The 24,319-nt window shown below is 61.4% G+C and carries 26 protein-coding genes and 1 tRNA gene; 14 read left to right on the top strand and 13 right to left on the bottom strand.

The genetic code is table 11. The features are described 5' to 3' along the window. Positions 1 to 64 precede the first annotated feature (64 nt). Both malQ and AArcS_RS07555 read left to right on the top strand, forming a co-directional pair. The gene (malQ, locus tag AArcS_RS07560; protein ID WP_238479874.1) at positions 65 to 1,552 is read left to right on the top strand and encodes a 4-alpha-glucanotransferase; all 1,488 of its coding nucleotides are present in this window, start codon (positions 65 to 67) and stop codon (positions 1,550 to 1,552) included. A gap of 267 nt (positions 1,553 to 1,819) precedes the next feature. After that, positions 1,820 to 2,116, top strand: coding sequence for a PadR family transcriptional regulator (locus AArcS_RS07555; RefSeq protein ID WP_238479873.1), 297 nt, complete (start codon positions 1,820 to 1,822; stop codon positions 2,114 to 2,116). Here the strand turns inward: AArcS_RS07555 and AArcS_RS07550 are convergent, their stop codons facing one another. Beyond that, a complete protein-coding gene (locus AArcS_RS07550) occupies positions 2,117 to 2,266 on the bottom strand; it encodes a DUF7563 family protein (protein WP_238479872.1) in 150 nt (49 codons plus the stop codon). It abuts the gene before it with no gap. Positions 2,267 to 2,681: 415 nt separating this feature from the next. Here AArcS_RS07550 and AArcS_RS07545 point away from each other — a divergent pair, with 415 nt between their 5' ends. After that, complete coding sequence (locus AArcS_RS07545) at positions 2,682 to 3,170, top strand: hypothetical protein (protein WP_238479871.1); 489 nt, start codon at positions 2,682 to 2,684, stop codon at positions 3,168 to 3,170. A gap of 382 nt (positions 3,171 to 3,552) precedes the next feature. On the opposite strand, the gene AArcS_RS07540 is transcribed toward AArcS_RS07545, so the two are convergent. From AArcS_RS07540 to AArcS_RS07520, 5 genes are all read right to left on the bottom strand, one after another. Then, positions 3,553 to 3,623 (bottom strand) — tRNA-Gly (locus tag AArcS_RS07540). 97 nt (positions 3,624 to 3,720) lie between these two features. Next, the gene (locus AArcS_RS07535) at positions 3,721 to 4,368 is read right to left on the bottom strand and encodes a class I SAM-dependent methyltransferase (protein WP_238479870.1); all 648 of its coding nucleotides are present in this window, start codon (positions 4,366 to 4,368) and stop codon (positions 3,721 to 3,723) included. Between the two features lie 38 nt (positions 4,369 to 4,406). Then, on the bottom strand, positions 4,407 to 6,509 hold the full coding sequence (locus tag AArcS_RS07530) for a type II secretion system F family protein (RefSeq protein ID WP_238479869.1): 2,103 nt from the start codon (positions 6,507 to 6,509) through the stop codon (positions 4,407 to 4,409). A 4-nt stretch (positions 6,510 to 6,513) separates the two neighbouring features. After that, complete coding sequence (locus AArcS_RS07525) at positions 6,514 to 8,205, bottom strand: type II/IV secretion system ATPase subunit (RefSeq protein WP_238479868.1); 1,692 nt, start codon at positions 8,203 to 8,205, stop codon at positions 6,514 to 6,516. An 89-nt stretch (positions 8,206 to 8,294) separates the two neighbouring features. Then, on the bottom strand, positions 8,295 to 8,813 hold the full coding sequence (locus AArcS_RS07520) for a DUF7549 family protein (RefSeq protein ID WP_238479867.1): 519 nt from the start codon (positions 8,811 to 8,813) through the stop codon (positions 8,295 to 8,297). Between the two features lie 132 nt (positions 8,814 to 8,945). On the opposite strand from AArcS_RS07520, the gene AArcS_RS07515 reads away from it, so the two are divergent. Further along, complete coding sequence (locus AArcS_RS07515; protein ID WP_238479866.1) at positions 8,946 to 9,419, top strand: DUF5793 family protein; 474 nt, start codon at positions 8,946 to 8,948, stop codon at positions 9,417 to 9,419. 16 nt (positions 9,420 to 9,435) lie between these two features. Here AArcS_RS07515 and AArcS_RS07510 read toward each other — a convergent pair whose 3' ends face one another. The 4 genes from AArcS_RS07510 to AArcS_RS07495 all read right to left on the bottom strand — a co-directional run bounded on the left by AArcS_RS07510 (position 9,436) and on the right by AArcS_RS07495 (position 12,597). Next, complete coding sequence (locus AArcS_RS07510; protein ID WP_238479865.1) at positions 9,436 to 10,068, bottom strand: uracil-DNA glycosylase; 633 nt, start codon at positions 10,066 to 10,068, stop codon at positions 9,436 to 9,438. Positions 10,069 to 10,112: 44 nt separating this feature from the next. After that, on the bottom strand, positions 10,113 to 11,165 hold the full coding sequence (locus AArcS_RS07505; protein ID WP_238479864.1) for an enolase-like domain-containing protein: 1,053 nt from the start codon (positions 11,163 to 11,165) through the stop codon (positions 10,113 to 10,115). Positions 11,166 to 11,328: 163 nt separating this feature from the next. Next, positions 11,329 to 11,559, bottom strand: a complete 231-nt coding sequence (locus tag AArcS_RS07500) for a DUF7976 family protein (protein WP_238479863.1) — start codon at positions 11,557 to 11,559, stop codon at positions 11,329 to 11,331. A gap of 3 nt (positions 11,560 to 11,562) precedes the next feature. After that, entirely contained in the window at positions 11,563 to 12,597 is a 1,035-nt protein-coding gene (locus AArcS_RS07495; protein ID WP_238479862.1) for an Mrp/NBP35 family ATP-binding protein, read from the bottom strand. A 124-nt stretch (positions 12,598 to 12,721) separates the two neighbouring features. On the opposite strand from AArcS_RS07495, the gene AArcS_RS07490 reads away from it, so the two are divergent. From AArcS_RS07490 to AArcS_RS07455, 8 genes are all read left to right on the top strand, one after another. Further along, positions 12,722 to 13,012 carry a 50S ribosomal protein L21e gene (locus AArcS_RS07490; protein WP_238479861.1) on the top strand — a complete coding sequence of 97 codons (291 nt, stop codon included), beginning with the start codon at positions 12,722 to 12,724 and terminating at the stop codon, positions 13,010 to 13,012. 3 nt (positions 13,013 to 13,015) lie between these two features. Next, entirely contained in the window at positions 13,016 to 13,372 is a 357-nt protein-coding gene (locus tag AArcS_RS07485) for an RNA polymerase Rpb4 family protein (RefSeq protein WP_238479860.1), read from the top strand. A 120-nt stretch (positions 13,373 to 13,492) separates the two neighbouring features. Continuing rightward, positions 13,493 to 14,074, top strand: a complete 582-nt coding sequence (locus tag AArcS_RS07480) for a DUF655 domain-containing protein (protein ID WP_238479859.1) — start codon at positions 13,493 to 13,495, stop codon at positions 14,072 to 14,074. Between the two features lie 170 nt (positions 14,075 to 14,244). Further along, complete coding sequence (locus AArcS_RS07475) at positions 14,245 to 15,093, top strand: 16S ribosomal RNA methyltransferase A (RefSeq protein WP_238479858.1); 849 nt, start codon at positions 14,245 to 14,247, stop codon at positions 15,091 to 15,093. 2 nt (positions 15,094 to 15,095) lie between these two features. Continuing rightward, positions 15,096 to 16,244, top strand: a complete 1,149-nt coding sequence (locus tag AArcS_RS07470; RefSeq protein ID WP_238479857.1) for a mechanosensitive ion channel family protein — start codon at positions 15,096 to 15,098, stop codon at positions 16,242 to 16,244. After that, positions 16,241 to 16,816: a HemK2/MTQ2 family protein methyltransferase gene (locus AArcS_RS07465; RefSeq protein WP_238479856.1), complete on the top strand. Its 576-nt coding sequence runs from the start codon at positions 16,241 to 16,243 to the stop codon at positions 16,814 to 16,816. Before AArcS_RS07470 ends, AArcS_RS07465 begins: the two co-directional genes overlap by 4 nt. Positions 16,817 to 16,879: 63 nt before the next feature. Continuing rightward, positions 16,880 to 17,875: a 5-methyltetrahydropteroyltriglutamate--homocysteine methyltransferase gene (locus tag AArcS_RS07460; protein ID WP_238479855.1), complete on the top strand. Its 996-nt coding sequence runs from the start codon at positions 16,880 to 16,882 to the stop codon at positions 17,873 to 17,875. Continuing rightward, a complete protein-coding gene (locus AArcS_RS07455; RefSeq protein ID WP_238479854.1) occupies positions 17,872 to 18,939 on the top strand; it encodes a methionine synthase in 1,068 nt (355 codons plus the stop codon). The genes AArcS_RS07460 and AArcS_RS07455 overlap by 4 nt, the downstream gene beginning before the upstream one ends. Before the next feature lie 3 nt (positions 18,940 to 18,942). On the opposite strand, the gene AArcS_RS07450 is transcribed toward AArcS_RS07455, so the two are convergent. From AArcS_RS07450 to AArcS_RS07440, 3 genes are all read right to left on the bottom strand, one after another. Further along, on the bottom strand, positions 18,943 to 20,658 hold the full coding sequence (locus tag AArcS_RS07450; RefSeq protein WP_259372680.1) for a sensor histidine kinase: 1,716 nt from the start codon (positions 20,656 to 20,658) through the stop codon (positions 18,943 to 18,945). A 77-nt stretch (positions 20,659 to 20,735) separates the two neighbouring features. Then, positions 20,736 to 22,187 (bottom strand): DHH family phosphoesterase, encoded by a 1,452-nt coding sequence (locus AArcS_RS07445; protein ID WP_238479852.1) that lies wholly within the window; start codon positions 22,185 to 22,187, stop codon positions 20,736 to 20,738. 94 nt (positions 22,188 to 22,281) lie between these two features. Next, positions 22,282 to 22,566 carry a DUF357 domain-containing protein gene (locus tag AArcS_RS07440; RefSeq protein ID WP_238479851.1) on the bottom strand — a complete coding sequence of 95 codons (285 nt, stop codon included), beginning with the start codon at positions 22,564 to 22,566 and terminating at the stop codon, positions 22,282 to 22,284. 168 nt (positions 22,567 to 22,734) lie between these two features. On the opposite strand from AArcS_RS07440, the gene AArcS_RS07435 reads away from it, so the two are divergent. After that, positions 22,735 to 23,793, top strand: a complete 1,059-nt coding sequence (locus tag AArcS_RS07435; RefSeq protein ID WP_238479850.1) for an NAD(P)/FAD-dependent oxidoreductase — start codon at positions 22,735 to 22,737, stop codon at positions 23,791 to 23,793. 172 nt (positions 23,794 to 23,965) lie between these two features. Then, entirely contained in the window at positions 23,966 to 24,253 is a 288-nt protein-coding gene (locus AArcS_RS07430) for a DUF7545 family protein (protein WP_238479849.1), read from the top strand. The last annotated feature ends 66 nt before the right edge of the window (positions 24,254 to 24,319 follow it).

Here is a 24,319-nt window from a genome sequence, read left to right as displayed (position 1 = left end):
GAACCCCTTGCAGCCACGAGACGGTTGCACCACGTTTACTATACTTGCCTCTGAAACTAATTCTATGAGCCGGTTTCCACGTCAAAGCGGGGTGTTCGCTCATCCAACCTCGTTGCCCAGTTCCCACGGTATCGGATCGATCGGACAGCCATCCCGCGAGTTCGTCGACACGCTCGCCGAGGCCGATCAGTCACTCTGGCAACTGTGCCCACTCGGACCGATCTCCAGTATCCACGGCAACTCGCCGTACCAGGCGTACTCCGCGTTCGCCATCGAACCGCTTCTGATCGACCTCGACGTGCTGGTCGAACAAGAACTACTCACACCACAGGAAGTGACGCCCACCGAGCCGTTCCCGAATGAGTACGTCGACTACGATGCTGTCCGGGAGTTCAAATATCCGCTTCTCCGGACGGCATTCGACCGGTTCGACGATGATCGTCCCGATGAGCTGTGGGGCGCGTTCGAGCGCTTCCGCGAGGAGACCGACTGGCTGCATAACTACGCGCTGTTTCGCGCCTTGAAACGCGAGTTCGACGGTGAGAGCTGGACTAACTGGCCCGAGCCAGTCGCGCTGCGCGAGCCAGATGCCCTCGACGAGTACCGCGAGGAACTGGCTGACGAGATCCGCTATCGGGCGTTCCTGCAGTTTGTAGCTGCCCGGCAGTGGGACCGGCTCAGAACTCACGCCGAGCAACGCGGTGTCCAGATCGTCGGCGATCTTCCCATCTACGTCGCACAGGATAGCGCCGACGTCTGGGCCAACCCCGAGCTGTTCGAACTCGACGAGGACGGCACGCCGAAGGACGTCTCCGGTGTCCCAGCCGACGAGGTCAACCCCGCTCAGAAGTGGGGGCCGCCGGTCTACGACTGGGCCGAACACGAGGCCTCTGGCTACGAGTGGTGGATCGCCCGACTCGAACGGCAACTCGAACTCGCCGATATCGTTCGGCTCGACCACTTCCGTGGCTTCGAGGAGTACTACGCCATCCCTGCCGATGGCGATGGAGACGAGGGAGAGTGGCGAGACGGACCCGGGATCGACTTTTTCGATCGGATCGAAGACGAACTCGGCGAGCTTCCCTTTATCGCCGAGGACATCGGCTTCATCACCGAGGAGATCACCCAGCTTCGCCGCGATATCGACGCGCCCGGCATGAAGGTGATGCAGTATGCCGACTGGTGTTCCGAGGACCACATCTACCTTCCACATACCTACGAAGAGGATACAGTTGCGTATCCCGGCACCCACGACACGAACACGGTTCGAGGGTGGTACGAAGCGCTGGAGGACGAGCAGGTCGACTGTCTCCATTACTATCTCGGGAGCGACGGGAGCGAGATACACTGGGACATGATCGAACGCGCCTGGCACACTGCCTCCTCGCTGGCCGTCGTCCCACTACAGGACCTGTACGGTCTCGGTGCCGAAGCGCGGTTCAACACCCCTGGAACCGAAAGCGGCAACTGGGACTGGCGCTGTACCGACGAGTTGCTTGAGTCGTTCCCGACTGATCGCCTGCGGACGATCACCGACGAAGCGGACCGGTAATTTTCGGGGCGATTGTACAGATCCGTCTCCTACTGAAAGAGTCCGGTAGATGCCGTCTCAATGTGTCTATTAAACTACTGATATGTGGCGTGTGTTTATGTCTGCTGATAGCTTGGTCTGTTTCACTCCGAGCATATTTTCTTTAATATTACCGAGTATATTACACACGCTGGCCACATGGGACATGATCGTCAGAGGCAGATAGGGATTCGTGTGTGTCGGGGCGTCAGACTTAACACGATACAGGAACTATTATAATACAGTCACATGTACGACCTGACCGGATTCCAGCGCGACCTGTTGTACGTCATTGCCGGACTCGATGACCCCCATGGGCTTGCGATTAAAGACGAACTCGAAGAGTACTACGAGAGCGAGATACACCACGGACGACTCTACCCAAACCTTGACACGCTAGTCGAGAAAGGACTCGCTGAAAAAGGGGAACTCGACCGTCGGACGAACTTTTACTCACTGACAGCCCGCGGCAGCCGTGAGATCGAAGCGCGTCGCGAGTGGGAGTCCGAGTACGTCGACGAGTCGGTGTCGGCTACGGCGAACTGATCACTGCGTCACCGCTTCAGTCGCCCCGCCCGACTTGAGATCCCTCCCCGTCGTACACTCGACACAGCCGCTGACGTTCTCCTGATTGTCACCGAACACACGAGCGAAGTCTCGGGTCACGAACGCCCCACAGTTGTTGCACGTTGGCATACACCCAGTCGTTTGCCGTGTAACCCGCTTAGTTACTAACCGGGTATGAACAAACGGTCCTGAACGGTTTACGCACTCGCTATCGTGACAGCCAGTACGACCACATTTCAGTGCGGTACGATCGGATTTTCGTTCGAATCGTCGGAGCCACAGTCTATGTTCGGCTGCGGTCGAGTACCCCCGACTGCAGAGGATAGCCCTTTCACTACCGCAGGTAACCCTGACTTACCCCGAACGGGGATGGTAATAACGAATCGGAGTGACTGGTATTGATGATCTCTGGTATCAGTTCATACCAGAACAGCCGATGGCTCACTCAGACACACCATCATATGGAGGGTCAATCGTATCCCCGATCGATCCTAACATCGGGCTGATCCGGAGGCAACGATATGGACTCCTTCGGGGGGTACGAATGAATAAGGAACGAACGATCGAACGGGGGGAGACAGTACAGCACGACTCGGAGTATGCCTGTCCGCTCTGTGCCCAGACAGTCACACGCTCGGAATTGGTCGAGGTATCGATCGGCGACACGACAGATCAGCTCTGTGCGTTCTGTGCCTCATCATTGTTTGAGGACGTCGAGGCGCCGGCTCCCGGAGAAGAACCCGTCGCACGCGATGTCGGCTCTAGGCCGGCGGACCGGCCGGTCGCACCAGCGTCAACAGACAGTGATCCGTCCACAGTATCGTGGACGCCGACAAAACCTGATCGTGGGGGAGTGCTCGGGACGATCCTCACCTATCATTACCTCTCGTTGTCCCTGCTCTGGGCGATCCACCGGACGAACGTCCGGCTCATCGAGCGGGTCATCGAAGAAGTCGATGTCCAGTTGATCGCTGTATTGACACTCGTGCTGTCGACGATCGGCATCCTCGTCCCAGTACTGGTTTCCGCTTGAACGTCGACCAGGGATTTGACAAAGTTGTTCCTCAGTTCCGTCATTGGAAACTACGTTTCCTGGCCCTCGCTCACAGAGTTCGCGAGCACCTCACAAAATGCGTCGGCCGGGAGTTTGCTGAGCGGAGCGAAGCAAACATTGATCGACTCTGTCGATCAGGAGTGAGCAAACGCGGTTTGTTTGCGAACTACGGGCGACGCACGACCGCAGGGAGTTTGCTGAGCAAAGCGAAGCAAACGTCGACAGACGAAGTCTGTCGGAAGTGCGTCGGCCGGGATTTGAACCGGAACCAGACGTGCTCGCTCGCTTCGCTCGCTGTGCGCGACTGGTAGGATTCAAATCCCTCTGACGATTTTGTTCGTCACGTCCGTTCCTCACAAAATGCGTCGGCCGGGATTTGAACCCGGGCCATGAGCTTGGAAGGCTCAGGTCCTGCCACTAGACCACCGACGCGCACATGGTGAAACGCATCGGGAGTCAAGACCCGATGCGCTGTACCGGTGGGCCATAGGCCCACACCAGCGTGCATACTATCGTAATCCGCGGTGCATTAAGGGCGTTTCCCTTTCGGTCCGACGACCGCATAGCAATTACCACTGGAGAGGAAGACATCGAGTGGATCGAGCGCACTCCGGTCGAGATCAGCGCGGAACTCCCCAGGATCGTAGATGTGGTAGAACCGGTCGACTGTCTCGCCACCGGGAAGCGTCCAGTCGACCGTCGTATCGAACCCCTCGTCGGCGTCAAACGTGTCGTGTGTTGTGCTCCACGCCGAGACGAGCGCCCTGCCGGCGGGAGCGAGCACCCGCGACAGTTCGTCGAGACTGGCGACCCGATCCGTCCGGGTGGGCAAGTGGTGGAGCGTCGCGACGTAGACGGCGAGGTCGACTGTGCCGGTCGTGAGGGGGAGTCGCGATGCGTCACCCTGTACGAGTTCGACATCGAACCCCCGCTCGCGGCGACGATAACGCGCGGTTTCGAGCAGCCCACGGCTCACGTCGACGCCGAGCACGTGGTCGGTATGCTCGGCGAGCGTCTGCGCGTGACGGCCGTTCCCACAGCCCAGATCGAGCCCGACGGCACCCGTGCGGTCGGAAAGAAACTCCTCGACTTCCGGCCATGCGTACTCGCGCGTCTCAGCGAAGTGGCGCGCGATCTCGTCGTAGGTGTCGCGAACATCGGCCGTCGAGCGGTCCATACCCGATGAAGGATGGGTATCGACAAAACAGCGGCGACTCAGAGGAAGAGAAAGACGAGGTAGGCAATCGAGAGCAACACGGCGGCGTGTTTCGCGCCGTCTTTGATCGACCCGCCGCTCATCTGTCCGGCGATCAACCCCGAGAAGACGGCCTGGATCGCGGTCGTGTGGAAGAATACGAGCGTGTAGGCAGCCTCGTTGACCGAGCCGAGTTCGTCGAGGACGCCGCCGAAGCCGACCTGTCCGGCGGCACCGGTCGATTCCGGCAGGACGCTGTCATCCGGGAGGCTTGGGATGAGTACCAGATCCAGCGCGGCGATGATGACGAGGAAGACGCCGAAGGCGACGTAGACGACAACGACGTAGGTGAGCATCTCCTGGGTCCGGGCCCGCTGAAGACGGCGGTCGGCTTTCGCCTGTCCGGCAGCGATCCGGAGGACGCGAGCGAGGTCACCGCTTGCGTTCATCGCGTGCACGATGAGCGTCACGGTTCGAGAAACAGTCTTCGTCCGGACGCGCGTCTCGAACCGTCGGAGCGCCGTGGTGACGTTTGCGCCCCACTGGATGTCCGCCCAGACACGGTCGAGTTCATTGTTGAGCGCACCCAGATCGCTCCCGCGAACGCGGCCAAGACTCTCGATAACCGTCATTCCGGCGTCGTTGACGCTCGCCAGCCGATCCATCAGATCGGGGATAACGGCCTCGATCGCCGCGATCCGGCGGCGGTGGATCTCGTACACGATGGCGAAGGTCCCGATGACGAACAGCGCCGACTGGATGAGGATGTCGTCAAGCACCACCACCAGCGGAATGCCGAGTGAGACTGTCCAGTAGAGCCGGAGGACGCCGACGACAACCACGAACGGAACGGTTACCCAGAGGACGGTCACTGGCCGATCGATCGCCGTTCGTACCGGTTGTCCGAGCACGTCGCGAAGCCAGCGGAGCTGCCGGTACAACTGTACCTTTCGGAGATTTTCTACGCGTTGGTCGTTCCGGGAAAGGGTGCGTCCTCCGTCCGTACGGGCAGTTTCAGCAGCGCTCTGTCGGATCCCGGAAAGGTGTTCGACCGACGAGGCAATCCCGCTGACGGCATCCCCGGCCGACTGTTCGCCCATCACTGTCGTCAGGTAGAGCATGAATCCGAGATTCGCAAGCGGCAGGAGGACGTAGACGAACAGCCGGAGGAAATCGAGCGTGTCGGTGACGGCGATGCCGATTACGACGAGGATCGTGATCAAAAAGAGCGGTCCGGCAACAAGCACCGTGACGTAAGCCTCTGCGAGCGTGGCCAGTTCGTTGAGCAGCTGTTCTTGCTGGGCCTCGGCTTCCTCCTGAAACGACTCGTGTTCGCCTTCGAGGAACTCCGCGAGACTCTGTCCGCTCTGGAGGACGCTTGCGAGGTTCTCACAGAACTCCTTGAACTGCGGGCTGGGCGTCTGCTCGCCCATCGTCTGGATCGCCGTCACGACGTCCTTGCCGAACAGGTCCATGTGGCGCACGCCGACAGAAAATTCCTCGGCGGCGGCATCGTAGACGTGCTCGGTCTCGGCGAGAATGCGCATAACCTGTGGGAGCTCCATCCCGCTCCGCGAGAGGGCGTACATGAACGCGACCGCCTGTGGCAGATTGGCCTCAATGCGTGCTTTACGTGTCTTCGCCACGTTGGCCGGGTACCACCAGCGCAACCAGTGGACACCACCCCCGAACAGCGCGCCGATCAGTAGACAGCTGCTCACGAGCAGTGCCACCCACTGTACTGTCTGTAACTCGGCACTACCGCCGACCCCCGCCAGGAAGTGGAGTGCGGCAGGGAGCTCGGCCAGGAGGGCCTCCGGACTGGTCGTCAGTAGACGTCTGAGTCCCCGTGCGACGTGAACGCCAAGGATCACGCCGACCAGACCAGCAAGAACCGCATACAGCACTGTCTTGCCGGCGTAGATCCGATACGTGGTCGGAAACTGTGCCTGCCTGAGCCGGTGCTCGTTGCGGAGGCGTCTTCTGCCATCCATGTCGAGATGGTCCGCGAACGTGACGATCGCGATCCGTGTCACGACCCGGTTTGCGCGTTCGCTGAGGGCGGCGAGGAGTGGCGGTGCGGTCAACAGCGCCACGAGCGCGACCGAGAGATAGACCCACATGCTGTCACTCGGCGGGAGCTGTCGGCCGGTCCATCTCGTCGTTCTCTATGCGCTCGATTACGGCGTCAGGGTCGGCGTAGTAGTCGTTGACCAGCGCGGTGAAACGCCGGTAGCCGCTGATATCGTTCTCCCAGAGGTACTCCAGAAACGTCCGCCGGTTTCGTAGCTCCGATAACAACTGTGCCTGTGACCACGCACGATCCTCACGGATCTCCTCCAGTACGATACTGCTCCCGCTTTCGGTAAACGTGTCGTCGCTCGCGTCCCATCTGTAGCTGGTCGAGTAGTCCAGCTCGCCGGTTCGCTGGTCGATCCCCTCGATTTCGGCAATCGTCTTGTTCCGTCGGACCCGTTCGTCGTCGAACCGGGTCAGCGTCTGCACACAGAGGACGTCGAGCGACTGGACCATCGACCGGGGGACGTTGATCGGGTCGTTCTCCAGTCTGTTGATCACCGTCTGTACCGAGTCGGCGTGCATCGTCGAGTAGGTCGTGTGGCCGGTGTTCATCGCCTGGAAGAGCGTGATCGCCTCGTCGCCACGCACCTCCCCGACGATGATGTATTCGGGGCGATGCCGGAGCGCGGAGCGCAACAGGTCGTACATCGTGATGTCGTTGCCCTCGTGTATTCGCTCGCGTGTGACACTGGAGAGCCAGTTGTCGTGATACAGCGTCAGCTCACGGGTATCCTCGATCGAGAGCACTTTCGAGCGCGGCGGGATGAACATCGAGATGGCGTTCATCGAGGTCGTCTTCCCGGATGCAGTCCCGCCTGCGAAGATCAGCGACTTGTTGTGCTCGATCGCAAACCAGAGAAAGGCCATCTGGTCGACGCTGAAGGTGCCGTACTCCAGTAGATCGATCGGCGTGAACGGCTCCTCGGAGTACTTGCGGATGGTGAAGGCCGAGCCGCGGGGGGTCACCTCCTCGCCGAGTGCGAGTTCCGCACGACTCCCGTCGGGCAGCGTGCTCTCGACCATCGGCTCTCCGACGCTGATGTGACGGCCTGACTGCTGGGCGAGCCGGATCACGAAGTTATCGAGCGCCCCTTTCCCGAAGGAGACGTTCGTCTCGATGTCGGTGTAGTCGTCGTGGTAGACGAAGATCGGCAGTTCGTAGCCGTCACAGGAGATGTCCTCGATATGTGGGTCGTGGATGATCGGATCGATCTTGCCGTAGCCACGGAACGAGCGATAGAGGTAGTAAAACAACCTGTAGAAGCCGACAGTGTCTATCTCGACGCCGTATCGTTCGAGGTGGTTGCGAAGCTCCTCGACCAGCACCGCCTCGACGTTTTCGGTGTTGACATCCCCCCGATAAACAAGCGGATCGCGGATATCGTCGAACAGCGTTTCGAGGAGCTCGTACTCGTCGTCGTCCAGTTCGGGTTCGACGACGTGGTAGCGCTTGCGATTGCGCTCCCGGTCGTGGTTGATCGAGACGAAGGCGAATGGGGCATTCACCCAGTATCGGTCGATCTCGTCGTACCCGTCGAGCCCGGTAAAGGACAGTAACGGGCCGTGCTCTCCCGGGCGATATCGATCGACATCGATCGTCGATCCTTTCAGGAGATCGAGGGCTCGTCGCAGTCGCTGCCCGAGTGACTCCCGGCTTGCGCTTCCGTCCGCGGTAGCGTCCGCTGTCGGTACGTCGTCCATTCCGAGCGGGATCGAGCCTGGGTCAGTGTCTTCTGTCATGCATCAAGCTCTCGCTACCGCCTCCGATCGACACGGCATTGTCTGTCGCGGTACAATGTAGTCGACTCCCTTAAATTGGGCGGGCGAACTCAGGCAAGGTCGACGGTCAACAGTATCCACGAGAGCGCCCCGAGTACGACCAGACCGATCGGAATCGGGAGTCCACCGCCGAACTCGCCGTGTGTGATGATAGCAACTGTCGACGCCGACAGCGCGATCGTCGCTCCGGCAAGCAACGCCCCCATGACCCGGACCGGACTTCGCGGGAGCCGTTCTGTAACCCACTCCTCGCGGAGATACATGACGACACTGAGCCCGACCGCAGCGAGAATACACAGCGCGCCGACGATCCAGAGGTCATACACGATCACAGGAGTCCCCTCTACCAGACTCCGGGCAGCCATCGGGTGATCGATCGATAGTCCCTCACTGCCGGGTAACTCGATACCCAGCACGTATCGCAACTGGACGAACGGAAACCGGATCGAGAGCACAGTGGCCTCTCCCTCGAAAATAGTTGCATAGGTGACATTCCACGGCAGCAGTGCCGCGAGCCACGCGGAGACAACAGCCAACTCGCCAGCATACTCGGAGCGAACCCAGGCCATGGAGGATGACGCCCCGGAACCCATATAAACTCCACCATCACGGATCCGTTCGGACTGGGTACGATGGCCCCTCGTGGTATTCCCCGCAGGCGTTACGTTCATTGCCAGCGAGGACATACCGCTCGACAGGGAATGAGGCGCGATTACTTTACACTGGAGGCCGAGAACATCGACTGGATCGACGACGACGGCGAGCCCGCCCAGCCGCAGGTAACGATCGATTTCGACGGGCCGGGAACGACACTCCGAGAGCGCCTCACAAACGCAGATGGTGATCTGCTCACGGCCGAAGAGACTGATGTCGCCTATCGACTGCAGTCACCGCCGGACGCGGAGGACGCCACCGGCGTCGTCAGCGTAACGAACAGAACGACCGGCGACTTCGTCCTTGAACTCAACGAGGCCGCCGCTGACGTCCTGCAGTTCATTCGGGCTGCACGTCGATACGGCGAGCACGACCCGGACACTGACGGCCGATACGGTGTCCAACTACGGATCGACGGCGAGGAGCTGCTGTCGTACGATAAAGAGACGTTCCTCGTCTACAACGAGGAGGGGAACTTGCTGCGAAAGCACAGTCTCATCCCGAGCGGCGTCGAGCTGTAGGACGACTGTTCCACGCTTACCGGCCCCGCCGCCCCTTCGTCTGCCGATAATCGCTTGCCATTAGCTCGGCAAAGGCCTCGACGAACGCCTGCGTCTGCTGGTCGGTCTGCTCGGTGGGGTCGATCATCGGCATCAACTCGAACCCTCTGCCGCGGATCCGACTGGCGTGATCCGCGACGATATCGAGCTCTTCGACCGGCGTTGTCGTATATTCGGTGCCGATCTCTTCGAGGGCTCGCTCGCCGACTGGAACGATGATCTCGGGGTTGATCATTCTGATCTCGGCGTTGAGATACGGTTCGCAGTTCCCGAGTTCCTCGTCGGTCGGCGCACGGCCGGGGTGGCGACAGCGTGCCGTGTAGGTGAGAAACGTGTTTCCGAGTCTGGGCTCCTCGCTGTCCGGTTCCGAGCCACAGAGGCCGAGCCGTCGGAGAATCGAGAGGAGGGCCCGGCCAGTCTCGTCGCCGGTAAACGGAACGCCGGTGCGGTCGGGGCCAGCTCCCGGCACCTCCCCGACGAACAGGAAATCAGCGCCGACGTCGCCGTACCCATGCACTACCTGCTTGCGCGTCTCACAGAGCGCCGGGCAGTTCCGGCAGTCCTCGTCCATTCCGAAGGGGTTCGAGAGCTCCTCTTGGTTTGCGTCCACACGTCCGGGATGGTGGGGCGGCGACAAAAACGTCTCGCTGCGCCCTAGTTTTCGCCCCACTCCAGCCCCGACGGTTCAGCCGGGGGCGAAAGCGGACTCGTCGGATGGCCCGCCGAGGGCTCGGGATCGTTGTACGCCCGCGGAGCTACGTCGTTCGGTGCGTCGGGATAGAACAGCGATGCGATGGCGTGGATATGCTGGCGGCCGACACCAAGCTCGAACTGACCGCCGCCGTACAGCTCGATCCCGCGATCCAGACAGTATTCGATACTCGTGAGCAGTGACTCGACGGAGCCAAAGCGCGAGGGCTTGATATTGAGCCAGTCGGGCTCCCGGTCGAGGTCGCGGATGCTCTCGACGCCGGTGATCGGGTAGTCCCACGTGACCCGATCCCAGTGCCCGTCGAGTACCGCTCGCGTCTCCGGCGTCAACTCGGGGTCTTCGATCAGGGCGTCGGTGAAGCCGTTTGCGACCCGCTCGTAGAGGTCGGGATCGGCCGGCTGGTCGACCTCGGTGCCTTTGTACTGGCCCTTGAGATCGAGGACGCGAACGACCTCACGCTCTGCGAGTGCGTCGACGAGCTCGACAGGCCACTCGCTGGTCGGGTCGAGCTTGAACTCCAGATCCGGGTATAGCTCCAGCCAGCGTTCGACGCGGTCGATCGACGGTGGATCGCCCAGTCGCGTGCTGACGACAAATCGTACCGGGTCGTACTCCCGGCCGAGCGCCTCGGCCAGCGTCTCGCCGCGCTGCTTGAGTCCGAGGTCGAGCGCCGCGCTCTCGAAGGCCCACCGGCGGTAGTTGTGCGAGGCCGTCTGTACGGGCGGCTCCGGAAACAGCTCGACATCGGCGAGCAGCCCGGAGAACTCCGCGTGAGTGTACTCGCCCGCAAGGGTGGGCGGGCCAGCCTCGTGCAGCGCGTCGTGATCCGGCGTCTCGTAGGTGACGTCCTCGCCACGGCCCACGACACCGCCGCCGTGGAGTTCGACAGTCGTGCTTACGCGGGTAAAGCCGCTGGAGGTTTCGCGCTCATGTCGATGGAGGGTGCACTCGTCGATGTCGACGGGGAGCGTCCTCAGTGAATCGTACAGGTCCATACACGCTGTTCGGCCCGTCAACTAAAACCAGTACCGCCGATCACATCGTCCAATCCAGTGTCGGCAGCGTATGGGCGCTCGCTATCTTCCTCAATTGCTGGCCTCCCCGCTGCCTGCGATGTTACAATGTTAGATTATATACAACGTGATATTATGCACGTCCTCACGGCTCCCGCCCACCCTGGGCCTTGATCTGCATGATCGTCTCGACGTTCCGGTAGATCTCGATGGGATCGGTCTGCTCGTCCTCGTCGTAGAGATCGCTCACCCGGTAGAGAATCGCCGCGAGTTGGCGGCTCTCGGAGGAGTCGCCGCGGACGTCATCCGCAATCTCGCGCAGCGTCTCCACACGCTCGGGGTCGTCGTCGAAGCGCTCGGCTGGGTTCTCAGCCATCGCTCACTGCTGGGTACGGCGGCGAACGATCCCCGCGTTGTTCGACGCTTCCCGTGCGATGTGTCTGAACGCCTCGCCAGTGTCGCTGTCCTGATCGAGGACGATCGGCTTGCCCGCATCGCCGCCGCTCCGGACTGCGGGGTCGAGCGGAATCGATCCCAAAAGCGGCATGTCGTGAACGTCGGCGAAGCGTTTCCCGCCGTCGGCCCCGAAGATGTCGTGCTCGCCGCCACAGTCTGGACATTTGAACGTCGCCATGTTCTCGGCGATGCCAAGGACCGGCGTGTCGTGTTTGCCGAACATCTCCAGACCCTTCCGCGCGTCGTCGAGCGCGACGTCCTGGGGCGTCGTGACGATGACTGCGCCGGTTACTGGAACGGTCTGGAGCAGAGTGAGCTGGGTATCCCCCGTCCCTGGCGGCAGGTCGATCACCATGTAATCGAGCTGTCCCCACTCGACGTCCTCCCAGAGCTGGGTGAGCACCTTGTGGACCATCGGCCCACGCCAGATGACCGGATCGTCCTCGCCGACGAGGAAGGCCATGCTCATCAGCTTCATCCCGTATTTTTCCGGCGGGACGAGCGTCTCGTCCTCGGTCGCCTGTGGGGGCTCGTCGGCGTCGACCATCCGCGGGATGTTCGGCCCGTAGATATCGGCGTCGAACAGACCGACGCGAGCGCCCATATCCGCGAGTCCGGCCGCGAGGTTCACCGCGACGGTACTCTTGCCGACGCCGCCCTTGCCGGAGGCGACCGCAATGACGTTCTCGACGCCGGGGAACACCTGCTCGTCGGCACTGATCCCCTCGTCGACGTGGGCGGAGAGCTCTACCTCGAGTCCCGCATTACCGAGTACCTGCCGTACCTCGTCGGCAATCGCCGTCTCCACCGGTGAGTACGGCGCGCCCAGCGCGAGCGAGACGTGTACAGATTCGCCATCGAGTTCGATCCCGTTGACGAGATTCAACGAGACGATATCGTCGCCCAGATCGGGGTCCTCGACCTCACGGAGCAGGTCTCGGACAGCGTCTTCGTCCATACAACCACGTAGGTGCGTGTCGGGCGAAAAGCGTTGTGAAGCATTTGCGAGCCGTTCGCACGCGGTCTCGCAGGACGGGAACGCACCTTTTATTACGCCAAGCGGTCTAAGCCGGGATACGACTATGCCAAACTCCAAAGGACCCCGACAAGGAACCCGGAACAAGCTGTCGAACAGTCCGCGTGACCGCGGCGCGTCGCCGCCACAGCGATCGATCCAGGAATTCGACGAGGGACAGAAGGTCCACCTCGCGATCGATCCCAGCACCCCGAAAGGTCAGTTCCACCCGCGCTTCAACGGCCACACCGGCACCGTCGTCGGCAAGCAGGGCCGTTCGTTCAAGGTCGAGATCAGCGACAAGGGCAAATCGAAGACCCTGCTCGCGAACCCAGCACACCTGTCGGCACAGGAGTAAGCGATGACGATCTTCAAAGAGAAGATCAGCGAGGAGTATCTCACCGTCTCCGAGACCAAGGAACTGCTCTCCGAGGTCGAAGAAGAGCGCGCGGAGGATCCGGACCGGGAGATGCGCTACGAGCTAGCGCGTGCGATCGAGCATGCCAACAGATTCGCCGTGCTCGACCCCGAGGAGTCACGCGAACTCGTCGATGAACTCCAGGAGCTCGACAAGGTTGACGAGTCGACCGCCTACAAGATCACGAACCTGCTTCCTCAGGACCGCGACGAACTCCGCACCGTCTACGCACAGGAGCGTTACACGCTGTCGGGCGACGAGCTGGACGCTATTCTCGACGTCGTCGCGAAGTACGCCTGATAGGGTCTGCTGATAACTGTTTCTGCGCGCGACCGTACGGCAGGCGCTGTAGAATTATCGTACGGCAATCCGTATGGTAGGCCACTCTTTAAGTGACAGGTCGCCTTACACCTACGTACGATGAGCGACGCCACTGACGACGAGTCGACGCTGCGTCACGCGGTCGTACTCGATCACCTGCCCCACGGATTGCCGGGTGACGACCGACCACAGTACGAGACCCCCTCGGCAGCCTACGCCATCGGCGAGCGAGACTTCTATCTCTACGAACTCCTCTTCGAGGACGAGGCCGACGTGAGTATCGGCGATCGGATCGTCGTCTCCCCCGCCGAGGAACGGAGATCCATTCAACAGCTCCGGACCGTGGAGTACGAGGATCTTTCCAGCGGTGCGACGTCCGAACTCGACTACGTCGTCGAAGAGATCGTCGAGGCAAACGAAAGCCGGTTCGTCGACTTCTATAACGACGCACAGCCGATCACGCTCCGACTCCACCAGCTGAACTTGCTGCCGGGGATCGGGAAGAAGCTCCGGAACACGATCCTCGACGAGCGAAAGCGAAAACCGTTCGAGAGCTTCGAGGAGGTCGAGGAGCGCGTCAGCGGACTCCACGATCCAAAGGGTGTGATCGTCGAGCGTATTATCGAGGAGCTCCGCGAGGACGACCTGAAATATCGAAGGTTCGTTGGCAGCGGCGACTGATAGTGTTTACTCTCACTGGTTACCGGTGGTCGTCCACACCCGGTCCGACGATCGCCGGTAAATGACGAGAGTAACCAGTATGATCGGCCACAACGCTTTTTTCGACGGAGTCGCTCGACCGATCGCAAGCCAATGCGTTTACACGGACGGGTGCCATACCGGTCGAACCAATGAGAGATCCTGATGGGTTGCTCGCGCGGGCTGGCGTCCGGGGGAACCCCGACCGCGATCAGCACTTTCTCGTCGATGATCGCGTGCTCGATCGCGTGCCCGAGCATCTCGATCCCGACACCGACCGCAGTCACATTCTAGAAATCGGTGCCGGAACCGGTGCGCTTACCGACCGACTGCTTGCGGTTGCCGATCACGTCACCGCGATCGAGCGGGACGGAAATCTCGCTGACTTTCTCCGCCGGGAGTTCGCCGACGAGATCGATGCGGGCCGACTCACGCTGATCGAAGGGGATGCGCTGGCAGTCGATCTGCCCGAGTACACGGCATCAGTCTCGAACCTTCCGTACGGCGCATCTAGCGAGTTCGCATTTCGGCTACTACCCAGAGGAAAGCCGACCGTCCTCATGTTTCAACAGGAGTTCGCCGAGCGGATGGCCGCTTCGGCAGGCTCCGACGAGTACGGACGCCTCTCGGTGAGCGCCCAGCACTATGCGGACGTCGAGGTCGTCGAAACAGTGCCCCGCGAGGCGTTCTCGCCGCCACCGGAGGTCGAGAGTGCGATCGTCCGAACGACGCCTCGTGAGCCGGAGTACGAGGTTACCGACGAGGAGTTCTTCCTCGGGTTCGTCAAGGCCGTCTTTACCCAGCGACGTAAAACGTTGCGCAACGCGATCCGCAACACAGTTCACATCTCGGGGATCGACGACGCCGCGGCAGTGATCGAGCAACTCGACGAGGACCTGCTCCGTCGACGACCCGGCAAACTACCGCCGACCACGTTTGCGGAAGTCGCGACTGTTGCACTCGAGTACGGGTTCGGCTCCGAACCGGACGGGGATGAGTGAGTATGCTCGCTGAAAGTATCGGTCTCTCGTCGCTGATCTCGGTCATGGGCGTGACAGGGCTCGCCGAAGAGGTCGCATCGACGGAAGGAAAGATCCTCGTGACGCTTCTCGCAATCTCCGGTGCCGTCCTCGCTGCGTGGTTCGCCCGGCAGGCCCAGTCCCAGTTGAAGCGGTTCGTCTCCCCGACTGTCTCCGATCTGATCGCATCGGTCGTCGTGATCGGCGTGTTTGCGACGGCAGTCGCTCTGATCGTCGAGCTATGGGGCCTGAGCAACGACGTGCTGGCGGAGGTCGAAGGGTTCGAGCTCTCCGCGGTGATCCCACAGCTCATCGTCACTGTGCTGGTACTCGTAGGCGCACAGGTGTTTACGGGTGTGATCCGCCGACTCCTCGACGATCTGATGGGATCGAGCGATGCCGTGACACGCCATCAGCGACAGGTCACCTATCGGCTCTCCCAGTTGCTCGTCTGGACGTTTGCACTCTTCGTCGTGCTGGGCGTCTGGCAGGTCAACGTCAGTGGCCTCCTCGTCGGTGCCGGCTTCCTCGGAATCGTGGTTGGTATGGCCGCCAGACAGACCCTCGGATCGCTGCTCGCCGGGTTCGTACTGATGTTCTCCCGACCGTTCGAGATCGGCGACTGGGTACAGGTCGGTCGAGACGAACAGGAGGGGATCGTCACTGACATCACGATGATGAACACGCGAATCGAGACCGTTGATGGAGAGTACGTGATGGTGCCAAACGACGTCATCTCCAGCCAGGCGATCGTCAACCGGAGCCGCAAGGGACGTCTTCGGATCGACCTGGATGTCGGCGTCGACTACGATACCGATCTCGAACGGGCAAAGGAGCTCGCGCTCGATGCGATCGAAGACGTCGAGGACGCCGAAGAGGCCCCGACGCCACAGGTCGTCTCGAAGCGCTTTGGAGACTCCGCGATCCTGCTTGGGGTTCGGTTCTGGATCGACAGACCGAGCGCGCGCCGGTACAACGGCGCACGCACGCAGGCGATCGGCGCGATCAAGGAGCGATACGACGAGGCGGGAATCACGATCCCGTACCCACAGCGCACCGTCGGTCGTCGCAGTGGTGCGAGCGAGGAACCGGCCGCCGCCGCCCCGGAGGCGTCGCCGGGAGGTGAGGAGTGACTGATCTCGCGGACCGACGTGGCATCGAGACCGACGTGTATCAGCCTGCAGAGGATTCACACCTCCTTGCGACGGTTGCTGCCGAGCAGGTGGACGAGGACAACCTCGTGCTTGAAGTCGGTACCGGCTCAGGCTACGTGGCCGAGCGCGTGGCCGGGGAAACGGGAGCACGTGTCGTTGCCAGCGATCTGAATCCCCACGCCTGCCGGGCGGCGCGCGACCGCGGCGTCGAAGTGGTTCGGGCCGACCTCCTCGACCCGATTCGTACGGATACCTGCGATGTCGTCCTCTTCAACCCGCCGTATCTCCCTACCGAGGAAGGCGAGGAGTGGGACGACTGGATGGAGGTGGCGCTCTCGGGCGGCGAGACCGGCCGAGCAGTGATCGATCCGTTTCTGGGGAACGTTGGTCGCGTGCTGGCTCCGGACGGCTACGTGCTCTTGCTGGTGAGTAGTCTGACCGGCGTGGAGGCGGTCGTGGAAACTGCCGCCGAGTCCGGTTTTAGCGCGGTTGCGCTCCGGGACGAGTCATATCCGTTCGAGTCGCTGACGGTGTTGAAACTGCACCGGTGAATAACCCACAAGCATATATCGAAAGAGGAAATATTAAAGCCCGTCATTACGTTTTAACCAACGATGACAGAACTCGTAGCCACGTCCCCCGGTCTGTATCCGCTCCCGGACTGGGCAAAGGACGAGCTCGGAGATTTGAAAGGCCACCAGAAACACGATCTCATCAGCGGTGACGAGGGTGAGGAGATCGTTGACGTCTATGAGCGCGCCCGTTCCGAAGTCGTCGACGTACAGGAGTCGGCGGGACTCGACCGCGTCGTCGAGGGGCAGTTGCGCTGGGACGACATGCTCGCACATCCACTGGCGGTCCACGACAACGTCGACACGCAGGGGATCGTCCGGTACTACGACAACAACAACTTCTATCGCGATCCCGTCGTCCAGGGCGAGCTGGACTTCGACGGCGATGTCGCTGCCGAACTCGACGCGACCGCCGAACTGACCGACGCGCCGCTGCAGGCCGTCCTGCCGGGGCCGTACTCGCTTGCGGATCTCGCGACCGACGAACACTACGGCGACGACGCCGAGTTCCTCGGCGCTATCGCGGAGTTCCTCGCAGGTGAGGCAGACGCCTTCCCCGACGTCGAGACGCTGTTCCTGCTCGAACCGTCGCTGACCGAGAACGCGCCCGACGACGGCGAGGACGAACGTGCCAGCGAGGCCATCGACGCCGTCGCGAACGCGGTCGACGCCGAGGTTGTCGTCAACACGTACTGGGGTGCCCTGGAGGAGAAGGTCCACGCCCATCTGCTCGACGCCGACATCGATGCTGTGGGCTACGACTTCGTCGCCAACAAAGAGGAGAACCTCTACAACATCAACGAGTACGGTACGAAAGACGAGATCGCGCTCGGCCTCGTCGACGGCCAGAATACACTCGTCGAGGAGCCCGAGACGATCCGCGAACGCGTCCAGTGGGTCGACGACCAGACCCCCAGTGCCGAGTTCGAGAAAGCGTATCTCACGACGAACACGGAGCTGTTCTATTTGCCCGTGAACAAGTTCGAGGCCAAACTCGAAGCGCTTGCGGCCGCCGCAGCCACGGAGGTGGAAGCATGACAAACGAGAACAGAGACCAGTTCAAACCGGAGGACCACCCGAACGATCACTTCATCATGACATCCGTCGTCGGGAGCTACCCGAAGCCCAAGTGGCTCAACCGGATGAACGACCTCTACGAGCAGGAGGACGGCCCCGTCGACGAGGAGGACCTGCAGGAGGCCGAAGACGACGCCGCGCGCCTGATCACGAACGAACACGAACGCGCCGGACTCGACACCGTCGTCGACGGCGAGATGCGGCGCAACGAGATGGTCGAGTTCTTCGCCGACCGGATCGAGGGCTACGAGTTCAACGGCCCCGTCAAGGTCTGGGGACACAACACCTTCGACAAGCCAAGCGTCGCCAGCGAGGTTGAGTACGACGAGTCCTGGCTGGTCGACGAGTACAAATTCACCGCCAGCGTCACCGACAGGCCCGTCAAGGTACCGATCACCGGTCCCTACACCCTCGCATCGTGGTCCTTCAACGAGGCCTACGAGGACGAGGAAGCACTCGCCTACGACCTCGCCGAACTCGTCAACGAGGAGATAGAGAAGCTCGTCGACGCCGGCGCACGCTACATCCAGATCGACGAACCCGCTCTCGCGACGACGCCTGATGACCACCAGATCGTCGGCGACTGTCTCGAACGCATCGTCGCCGACATCCCCGAAGACGTCCGGATCGGCCTGCACGTCTGTTACGGCGATTACTTCCGGATCTACCCCGACATCCTCGAGTTCCCCGTCGACGAGTTCGACCTGGAACTCGCCAACGGCGACTACGAACAGCTCGACGTCTTCAAGGATCCCGAGTTCACGAAGGATCTCGCGCTGGGTGTCACCGACGTTCACGTCGCCGAAGTCGAGAGCGTCGAGGAGATCAAGGAGAACATCAAGAAAGGGCTCGAGGTCGTCCCGCCGGAACGGCTCGTCGTCAGCCCGGACTGCGGTGTCAAGCTCCTCCCGCGTGAGGTCGCCTACGGCAAGATGGAGAACATGGTCACCGCGGCCCGCGAAGTCGAGGCAGAACTCGACGCTGGCGAGATCGACATCGACGCACCCACGCCCGCCGACGACTGAGCATCACGCGATTTCAGTCTCGCCCGTTTCCGCATCCACGTTTGCCCGCGGAACTCTGATCCGAACGGTTGTTCCGTCCCCCGTATCGATTGACACCGACCCGCCTGAGGCTGTTACTGACCAGTTGACGAGCCAGAGGCCGAGGCCGCTCCCATGTTCTAGCGGCGTCTCCCGTCCCCGGTCGAGGACATCGCGCTCCGTTGCCGGAAGTCCGGACCCATCATCGGAGATGTTGATCGTCACCCAGTCGTCCTCGACCTCGGTACTCACTGTGACGGACGGCTCGTCGCTGTCGTTGTGTCTGATCGCGTTGTCGATGATCTCGTACAGCGCGTCCTCGATCGAGGTATGACAGTGGATGGGTTCGCTGGGCGGAACTTCGAAGTCGATCTCTGCTTCGGGGTGTGTCCGTGTCGCGTCCTCGACGATTGAATCGACTGTCGACTCGACATCGAATACCCGCTTCTCGTCAGCGTCCGGGCCGAGCGTGCGATCGATCGACCGGGCCTTCGTACTCCACTCGATCAGGCTGTTTGCCGCACGGTTGATCGCATTAGCATGCTCGCTCTCTCCGTCCATATCGACCTCCTCTTCGAGGAACTCCGTGTAGCCGAGTATCTTGTTCGTCTCCTGTCGCACGTTGTGCCGAAGTACCCGCTGGAGGACGTCGAGTCGCTGCTCGCGAAGGCGCTGATCGGTGATGTCGTCGATAGTGAGCAATGTCCCGATTTGCCGATCCGTACGGCGACGGATCGGCGTCGATGTCACTTTGAGATAGCGACGCGGGTCCGTCGATAGCGACAGCTCGTCAGTCACCGTCTCGCCATCTCGCTTCGATAATCGCTTTGCGGCCGACGGAATAACCTCCTCAAGACGCTTGCCGTTGGGATCGGTCGGGAGCTCTAGCAACTCCGTCGCCGCGTCGTTGTGGTCGACCACGTACCCGCCTGCATCGAGAATCAGAACGCCGTTGTCGGTCTGCTCGAAAACGATCGTGTGAGCGACCTTCGGCGCGACTGGCGGAACGTCGAACAGTTCGTGATCGAAGAGCGCCCACCCGAACACCAGTCCCGAAACGGCGAAGGCATACGGTGCCGGATCGACCGGCAGCGAAAGTACGCCGAGCAGATAGAGGAGGTTTGAGAGTAGCGGCGCACCGATGGCAATCAGAACGGCCACAATGCGGGCCCGGTAGCGCTTTGGAGCCGTAAGCAAGAGATGGACGAGCATCGCGGAGCCAACCAGAATGAACAGGTACGACCACGTGACCATTGCGTAAAACAGTGGCCCGTACGGCATACCTGCAATAGAAGCCGATGCGACAGTCTCGGTGGTCGCTGGGTCGTAAAACAACCGGTGGAGATCGTTCGTCCAGAGAGCCACCAACGTGCCGACTGGCAACACCGAGAGCAGGGCAATCGTCGAGGGCGTGATCCACCGGTCTCGCGAGGTATAATCCAGTGCAAACACGAGCCACGCCGGAGGGATTAACACGATGCCGAAATACTGGAACAGGGACCAGAACAGCTCAGTTGTCGGTCCCGGAGTCGTCCGAATACCGAGCACCGCCATCGCCCAGACTCCCCCACCCCACATGAACGCGCTGAACGATGACGCCCCCGGAACCGGCCGTTTTCGCCAGCCGTAGATGGCCATGGCAAGGCAGATACCGATAGCCGGGATCAACGTCAGTGTCAGTGTTGTGTGTGAGAGAGTCACGCGAGACTGATCGATGGACTCGATCTGTCGTAGGATTCTCGTGGAAGTTTATAAAACGCTTCTGGCAGATACGGTGCTCAGTTACCGTTTCCATCACCGCTCTCGACGCCCATCGCGTCGAACAGTTTGGTCTTCACCGCTTCCTCGGTCAACTTGAGCAGCGTGTCTCGATTATCCTCGTTGGTCTCGATACCGGTGAAGATGCCCAGTGGGATCTCCGCACTGGCCTGAGTCGAGTGGCCAGCGGCTTCCCCAATCTCGCCATAGGCGTCCTGCAGCACTTTCCCGATGTTCATCCGGATATCCTTCGAACGGGCGGCGAGGTAGATCCTGTCGTCCGCCAGTCCGAACACGCCGGTCGTCGTGATCCCCTCCAGATTGAGGAGATGCTGGGCCGCCTGTGCGAGCGCCTCACGATCCCGAATAAACCCGGCGTTCGAGACGAGATGGCTCCCCTGTACCTCTCGGTTCGTGATCGCTTCCGCGAGGACGTCAAGCGTTTCGGGCGACATCGATGGCGACTCGACCTGTTCGAGGGTATCGTGGTTGGCGAAAGGGTACAGGTACGCTGCCGCGGTGAGATCGGCGGGGTTCGTGTCGCGTTTGAAGTCAAGCGTCTCGGCACGGATGCCATATAGCAACGCCGTCGCGACCGCCTCCCCGACGTTCATGTCGAACTCCTGAATGTACTTCGTCAGGATCGTCGAGGTAGAGGACATGTTCGGCCGGATGTCGGCGAACGCCGGTTCGTACTCGGCGTCGGACTCGTGGTGGTCGATGATGACGTCCGGATCCCACGACGCATCGGACTCGGCCGCTCTGGCGTGGTCCACCAGGGCGATCGTATCGTACTCGACGTCGTGGTCGCGCTCGTGCCAGTCGTTTAGCTCGATCCCGAGCAGGTTGACAAAGGCACGGTTCTCCTGGTGGCCGATGTCCCCGAGATAGAAGATGTCAGCATCCACGCCGTGATGTTCGGCGACCGCCTGCAGCGCCGTAGCGCTGGCGATGGAGTCCGGATCAGGGTTGTCGTGCGTGAGAACCGCCATCCGATCGCTGGTCTCGGAGATGACTTCGGCCAGCTGGCGAGCTTTGTACTCCAGCTCGCCGGATTCGAGCGAACGAAGCGCGAAGTCGGCGATCACCGCGGACGGGTTGATCACCACGTCGGCCCCCAGTTCGTCCAGTTCGTCGGCCGAGACAGGATCGCTTGCCCGGACGATGGTGAACTGATCGCCGTTCTGGCTGCGGATGTTCTCGACTGCCGCCTTGTTCGCCGCGACATCGGAGGACAGGATCATCACTACTTCGCGATCCGCGATGGTGTCGGTAACCTCTACGTCCCGAATATCGGCGGTCTGTGCGTTCAGATCCTGATCGCGCAGCGCCTCAACGCGCCCCTCGTCACGGTCGATAATCAGGACATCCTTGTCCTGTTCGACCAGCTCCTCCGCGACGACATGACCGACACTCCCACAGCCAAGTATAGCGTAGTTCGCCATCGACGATATCGTGACCCCGGCGCTCATGTGAGCAAAGCGTTGCGTGGGACGACACTTAAGCATCCCGAAGGTAGCAAGCAGCTATTGACAAGGGATTGCTACCTGACGGACGCTATCGGGCTCACACTGTGAACAGGTGCCCCTCGGTCGGCACTTCGAACAGCCCCACTCTCGCGCCCGCGTCGAGCCACGCATGCCCGTACGAAAACGCTGCGAGCGCGTTCACCAGGTCGTCATCAGCCCGGAAGTGCCGGCCGTCCTCCAGATAGGATTCGGCCATCTCCAGACACTCCGCAGCGGCATCGCCCATTGGCGTATCGGCGGGTGGCGCAACGTCGGCGGCGTCAAGCGCCTCCGCGAGCAGTCCCTCGTAGCGGTCTGTCTTCTCGGCGAGATCGGCGGCCATTATCGGGTGATCGGCCGAGCGGCGTGTAACTCTGTCGGAGCCTGCCGCTTGCGCTTCCTCCGTGCAGTGCGGCACTCGGTACTGCTATGTGTGTGAATGTAAGCGAACGTGCGGAACCACTGCCCGACAGCGCAAGCTAAATAGCGATTCGGACGCGTATTTGTAGGCATGAGCGACCAGCCGAGCGCCGAGGACGAGTTCGTCGAGCATCGGAAGCTGATTATCGCCGGAACCGGGATCGCGGGCCTGACGGCGGCGATCTACGCCGGGCGGTCGAACAACGATCCGCTCGTGATCGAAGGCGACGAACCAGGCGGCCAGCTCACTCTCACTACGGATGTCGCAAACTACCCCGGCTTCCCCGAGGGGATCAGCGGCCCGGACCTGATCAACCGCATGAAAGAGCAGGCCCGGCAGTTCGGCGCGGAGACGAAAAACGGCATCGTCGAATCGGTCGACGACACCCAGCGGCCCTTCCGCGTCGAGATGCGCAACGGCGATGTCTACACCGCCGACGCCATCATCGCTGCCAGCGGTGCGAGCGCCCGGACGCTGGGGATCCCCGGTGAGGACGAGTTGATGGGCTATGGCCTCTCGACGTGTGCGACCTGTGACGGCGCGTTCTTCCGCGACGAGGACATGATCGTCGTCGGTGGCGGCGACGCCGCGATGGAGGAAGCCAACTTCCTGACGAAGTTCGCCGATACGGTCTACATCGTCCACCGCCGCGAGGAGTTCCGCGCGGAGGACTACTGGATCGATCGGGTTCAGGAGAAAGCCGAGGCAGGCGAGATCGAGATCGTCCGGAACACCGAGCTGACCGAACTCCACGGAACGCCCGAGGACGGCGTCGAATCGGCGACGCTCGTGACACACCCGGAGGGCCATCCCACCGCGAAACTCGACGATCCCGACACCGAGGAGTACGAACAGGAGATCGGCGCGGTCTTTTACGCCATCGGCCACACGCCGAACACCGAATATCTCGCCGACACGGATGTCGTCACCGACGAGGAGGGCTATATCAGTACTGCTGGCGGCTTCGACGGCGGCCAGACTGCCACGGATGTCCCCGGCATCTTCGGCGCGGGCGACGTCGTCGACTATCACTACCAGCAGGCGATCACCGCGGGCGGGATGGGCTGTAAGGCCGCCATCGACGCCGACGAGTACCTCGAAGACCACGCCACCGAGGAACCAGCTGCGGAAGCCGTTGCAGACGACTGAGCGACCTCGTGTCCGCTCCTCTATTGAAAAAGAACTCTTGAGATACTCTTCGACTATAATACTACTTTCGAAGTATTAAACTACAAAGATCGAAGTACAGACTACAATCTTCGAAGTGAAGAAATCGGCACCGGAAAGCCGCGCTTATCCGTCCACACGACAAACGATGGCTATGGCAAACGAAACGGTCGCAGTGACGGTCGAGGCGGACGACGAATCAACCGACGAACTCGAAGTGCCCACAGCGCTGCTGGACCTACTGTCCGAAGGCGAGGAACCGGCGGCAACGGTCGTTTCCGATATGGCGATGATCAGTCTGGCACAGCGGATCCACGGAGCGGTTCACCACGCACACGGAGAGCCGGACGACGAGCTACAGGCCATCGAGGAGGAGACGATGGAGCTGTTCGAGGAGCGCTTTGGGGCGACGTTCGCGGAACTGACCGGCCACGACCACTGAGGTGCTCTGACCTCCCTGAGCGGTACGTATCCGTATTCTTTTATAGCGAAAACGAGGCAACATAGA

This window comes from Natranaeroarchaeum sulfidigenes (assembly GCF_017094485.1).
Classification (GTDB): domain Archaea; phylum Halobacteriota; class Halobacteria; order Halobacteriales; family Natronoarchaeaceae; genus Natranaeroarchaeum; species Natranaeroarchaeum sulfidigenes.
Note: the sequence above shows the minus strand (reverse complement) of the source record. Positions and strands in the feature narration are given on the sequence as shown.

Coding starts and splice junctions, on each gene's coding strand:
- AArcS_RS07515 (WP_238479866.1), top strand. CDS start 8,946: ATGAGGCGCGATTACTTTACACTGGAGGCCGAGAACATCGACTGGATC.
- AArcS_RS07525 (WP_238479868.1), bottom strand. CDS start 8,205: ATGACAGAAGACACTGACCCAGGCTCGATCCCGCTCGGAATGGACGAC.
- AArcS_RS07430 (WP_238479849.1), top strand. CDS start 23,966: ATGGCAAACGAAACGGTCGCAGTGACGGTCGAGGCGGACGACGAATCA.
- AArcS_RS07490 (WP_238479861.1), top strand. CDS start 12,722: ATGCCAAACTCCAAAGGACCCCGACAAGGAACCCGGAACAAGCTGTCG.
- AArcS_RS07520 (WP_238479867.1), bottom strand. CDS start 8,813: ATGGCCTGGGTTCGCTCCGAGTATGCTGGCGAGTTGGCTGTTGTCTCC.
- AArcS_RS07555 (WP_238479873.1), top strand. CDS start 1,820: ATGTACGACCTGACCGGATTCCAGCGCGACCTGTTGTACGTCATTGCC.
- AArcS_RS07455 (WP_238479854.1), top strand. CDS start 17,872: ATGACAAACGAGAACAGAGACCAGTTCAAACCGGAGGACCACCCGAAC.
- AArcS_RS07495 (WP_238479862.1), bottom strand. CDS start 12,597: ATGGACGAAGACGCTGTCCGAGACCTGCTCCGTGAGGTCGAGGACCCC.
- AArcS_RS07445 (WP_238479852.1), bottom strand. CDS start 22,187: ATGAGCGCCGGGGTCACGATATCGTCGATGGCGAACTACGCTATACTT.
- AArcS_RS07470 (WP_238479857.1), top strand. CDS start 15,096: ATGCTCGCTGAAAGTATCGGTCTCTCGTCGCTGATCTCGGTCATGGGC.
- AArcS_RS07500 (WP_238479863.1), bottom strand. CDS start 11,559: ATGGCTGAGAACCCAGCCGAGCGCTTCGACGACGACCCCGAGCGTGTG.
- AArcS_RS07460 (WP_238479855.1), top strand. CDS start 16,880: ATGACAGAACTCGTAGCCACGTCCCCCGGTCTGTATCCGCTCCCGGAC.
- AArcS_RS07475 (WP_238479858.1), top strand. CDS start 14,245: ATGAGAGATCCTGATGGGTTGCTCGCGCGGGCTGGCGTCCGGGGGAAC.
- AArcS_RS07550 (WP_238479872.1), bottom strand. CDS start 2,266: ATGCCAACGTGCAACAACTGTGGGGCGTTCGTGACCCGAGACTTCGCT.
- AArcS_RS07480 (WP_238479859.1), top strand. CDS start 13,493: ATGAGCGACGCCACTGACGACGAGTCGACGCTGCGTCACGCGGTCGTA.
- AArcS_RS07505 (WP_238479864.1), bottom strand. CDS start 11,165: ATGGACCTGTACGATTCACTGAGGACGCTCCCCGTCGACATCGACGAG.
- AArcS_RS07440 (WP_238479851.1), bottom strand. CDS start 22,566: ATGGCCGCCGATCTCGCCGAGAAGACAGACCGCTACGAGGGACTGCTC.
- AArcS_RS07435 (WP_238479850.1), top strand. CDS start 22,735: ATGAGCGACCAGCCGAGCGCCGAGGACGAGTTCGTCGAGCATCGGAAG.
- AArcS_RS07485 (WP_238479860.1), top strand. CDS start 13,016: ATGACGATCTTCAAAGAGAAGATCAGCGAGGAGTATCTCACCGTCTCC.
- AArcS_RS07535 (WP_238479870.1), bottom strand. CDS start 4,368: ATGGACCGCTCGACGGCCGATGTTCGCGACACCTACGACGAGATCGCG.
- AArcS_RS07545 (WP_238479871.1), top strand. CDS start 2,682: ATGAATAAGGAACGAACGATCGAACGGGGGGAGACAGTACAGCACGAC.
- malQ (WP_238479874.1), top strand. CDS start 65: ATGAGCCGGTTTCCACGTCAAAGCGGGGTGTTCGCTCATCCAACCTCG.
- AArcS_RS07530 (WP_238479869.1), bottom strand. CDS start 6,509: ATGTGGGTCTATCTCTCGGTCGCGCTCGTGGCGCTGTTGACCGCACCG.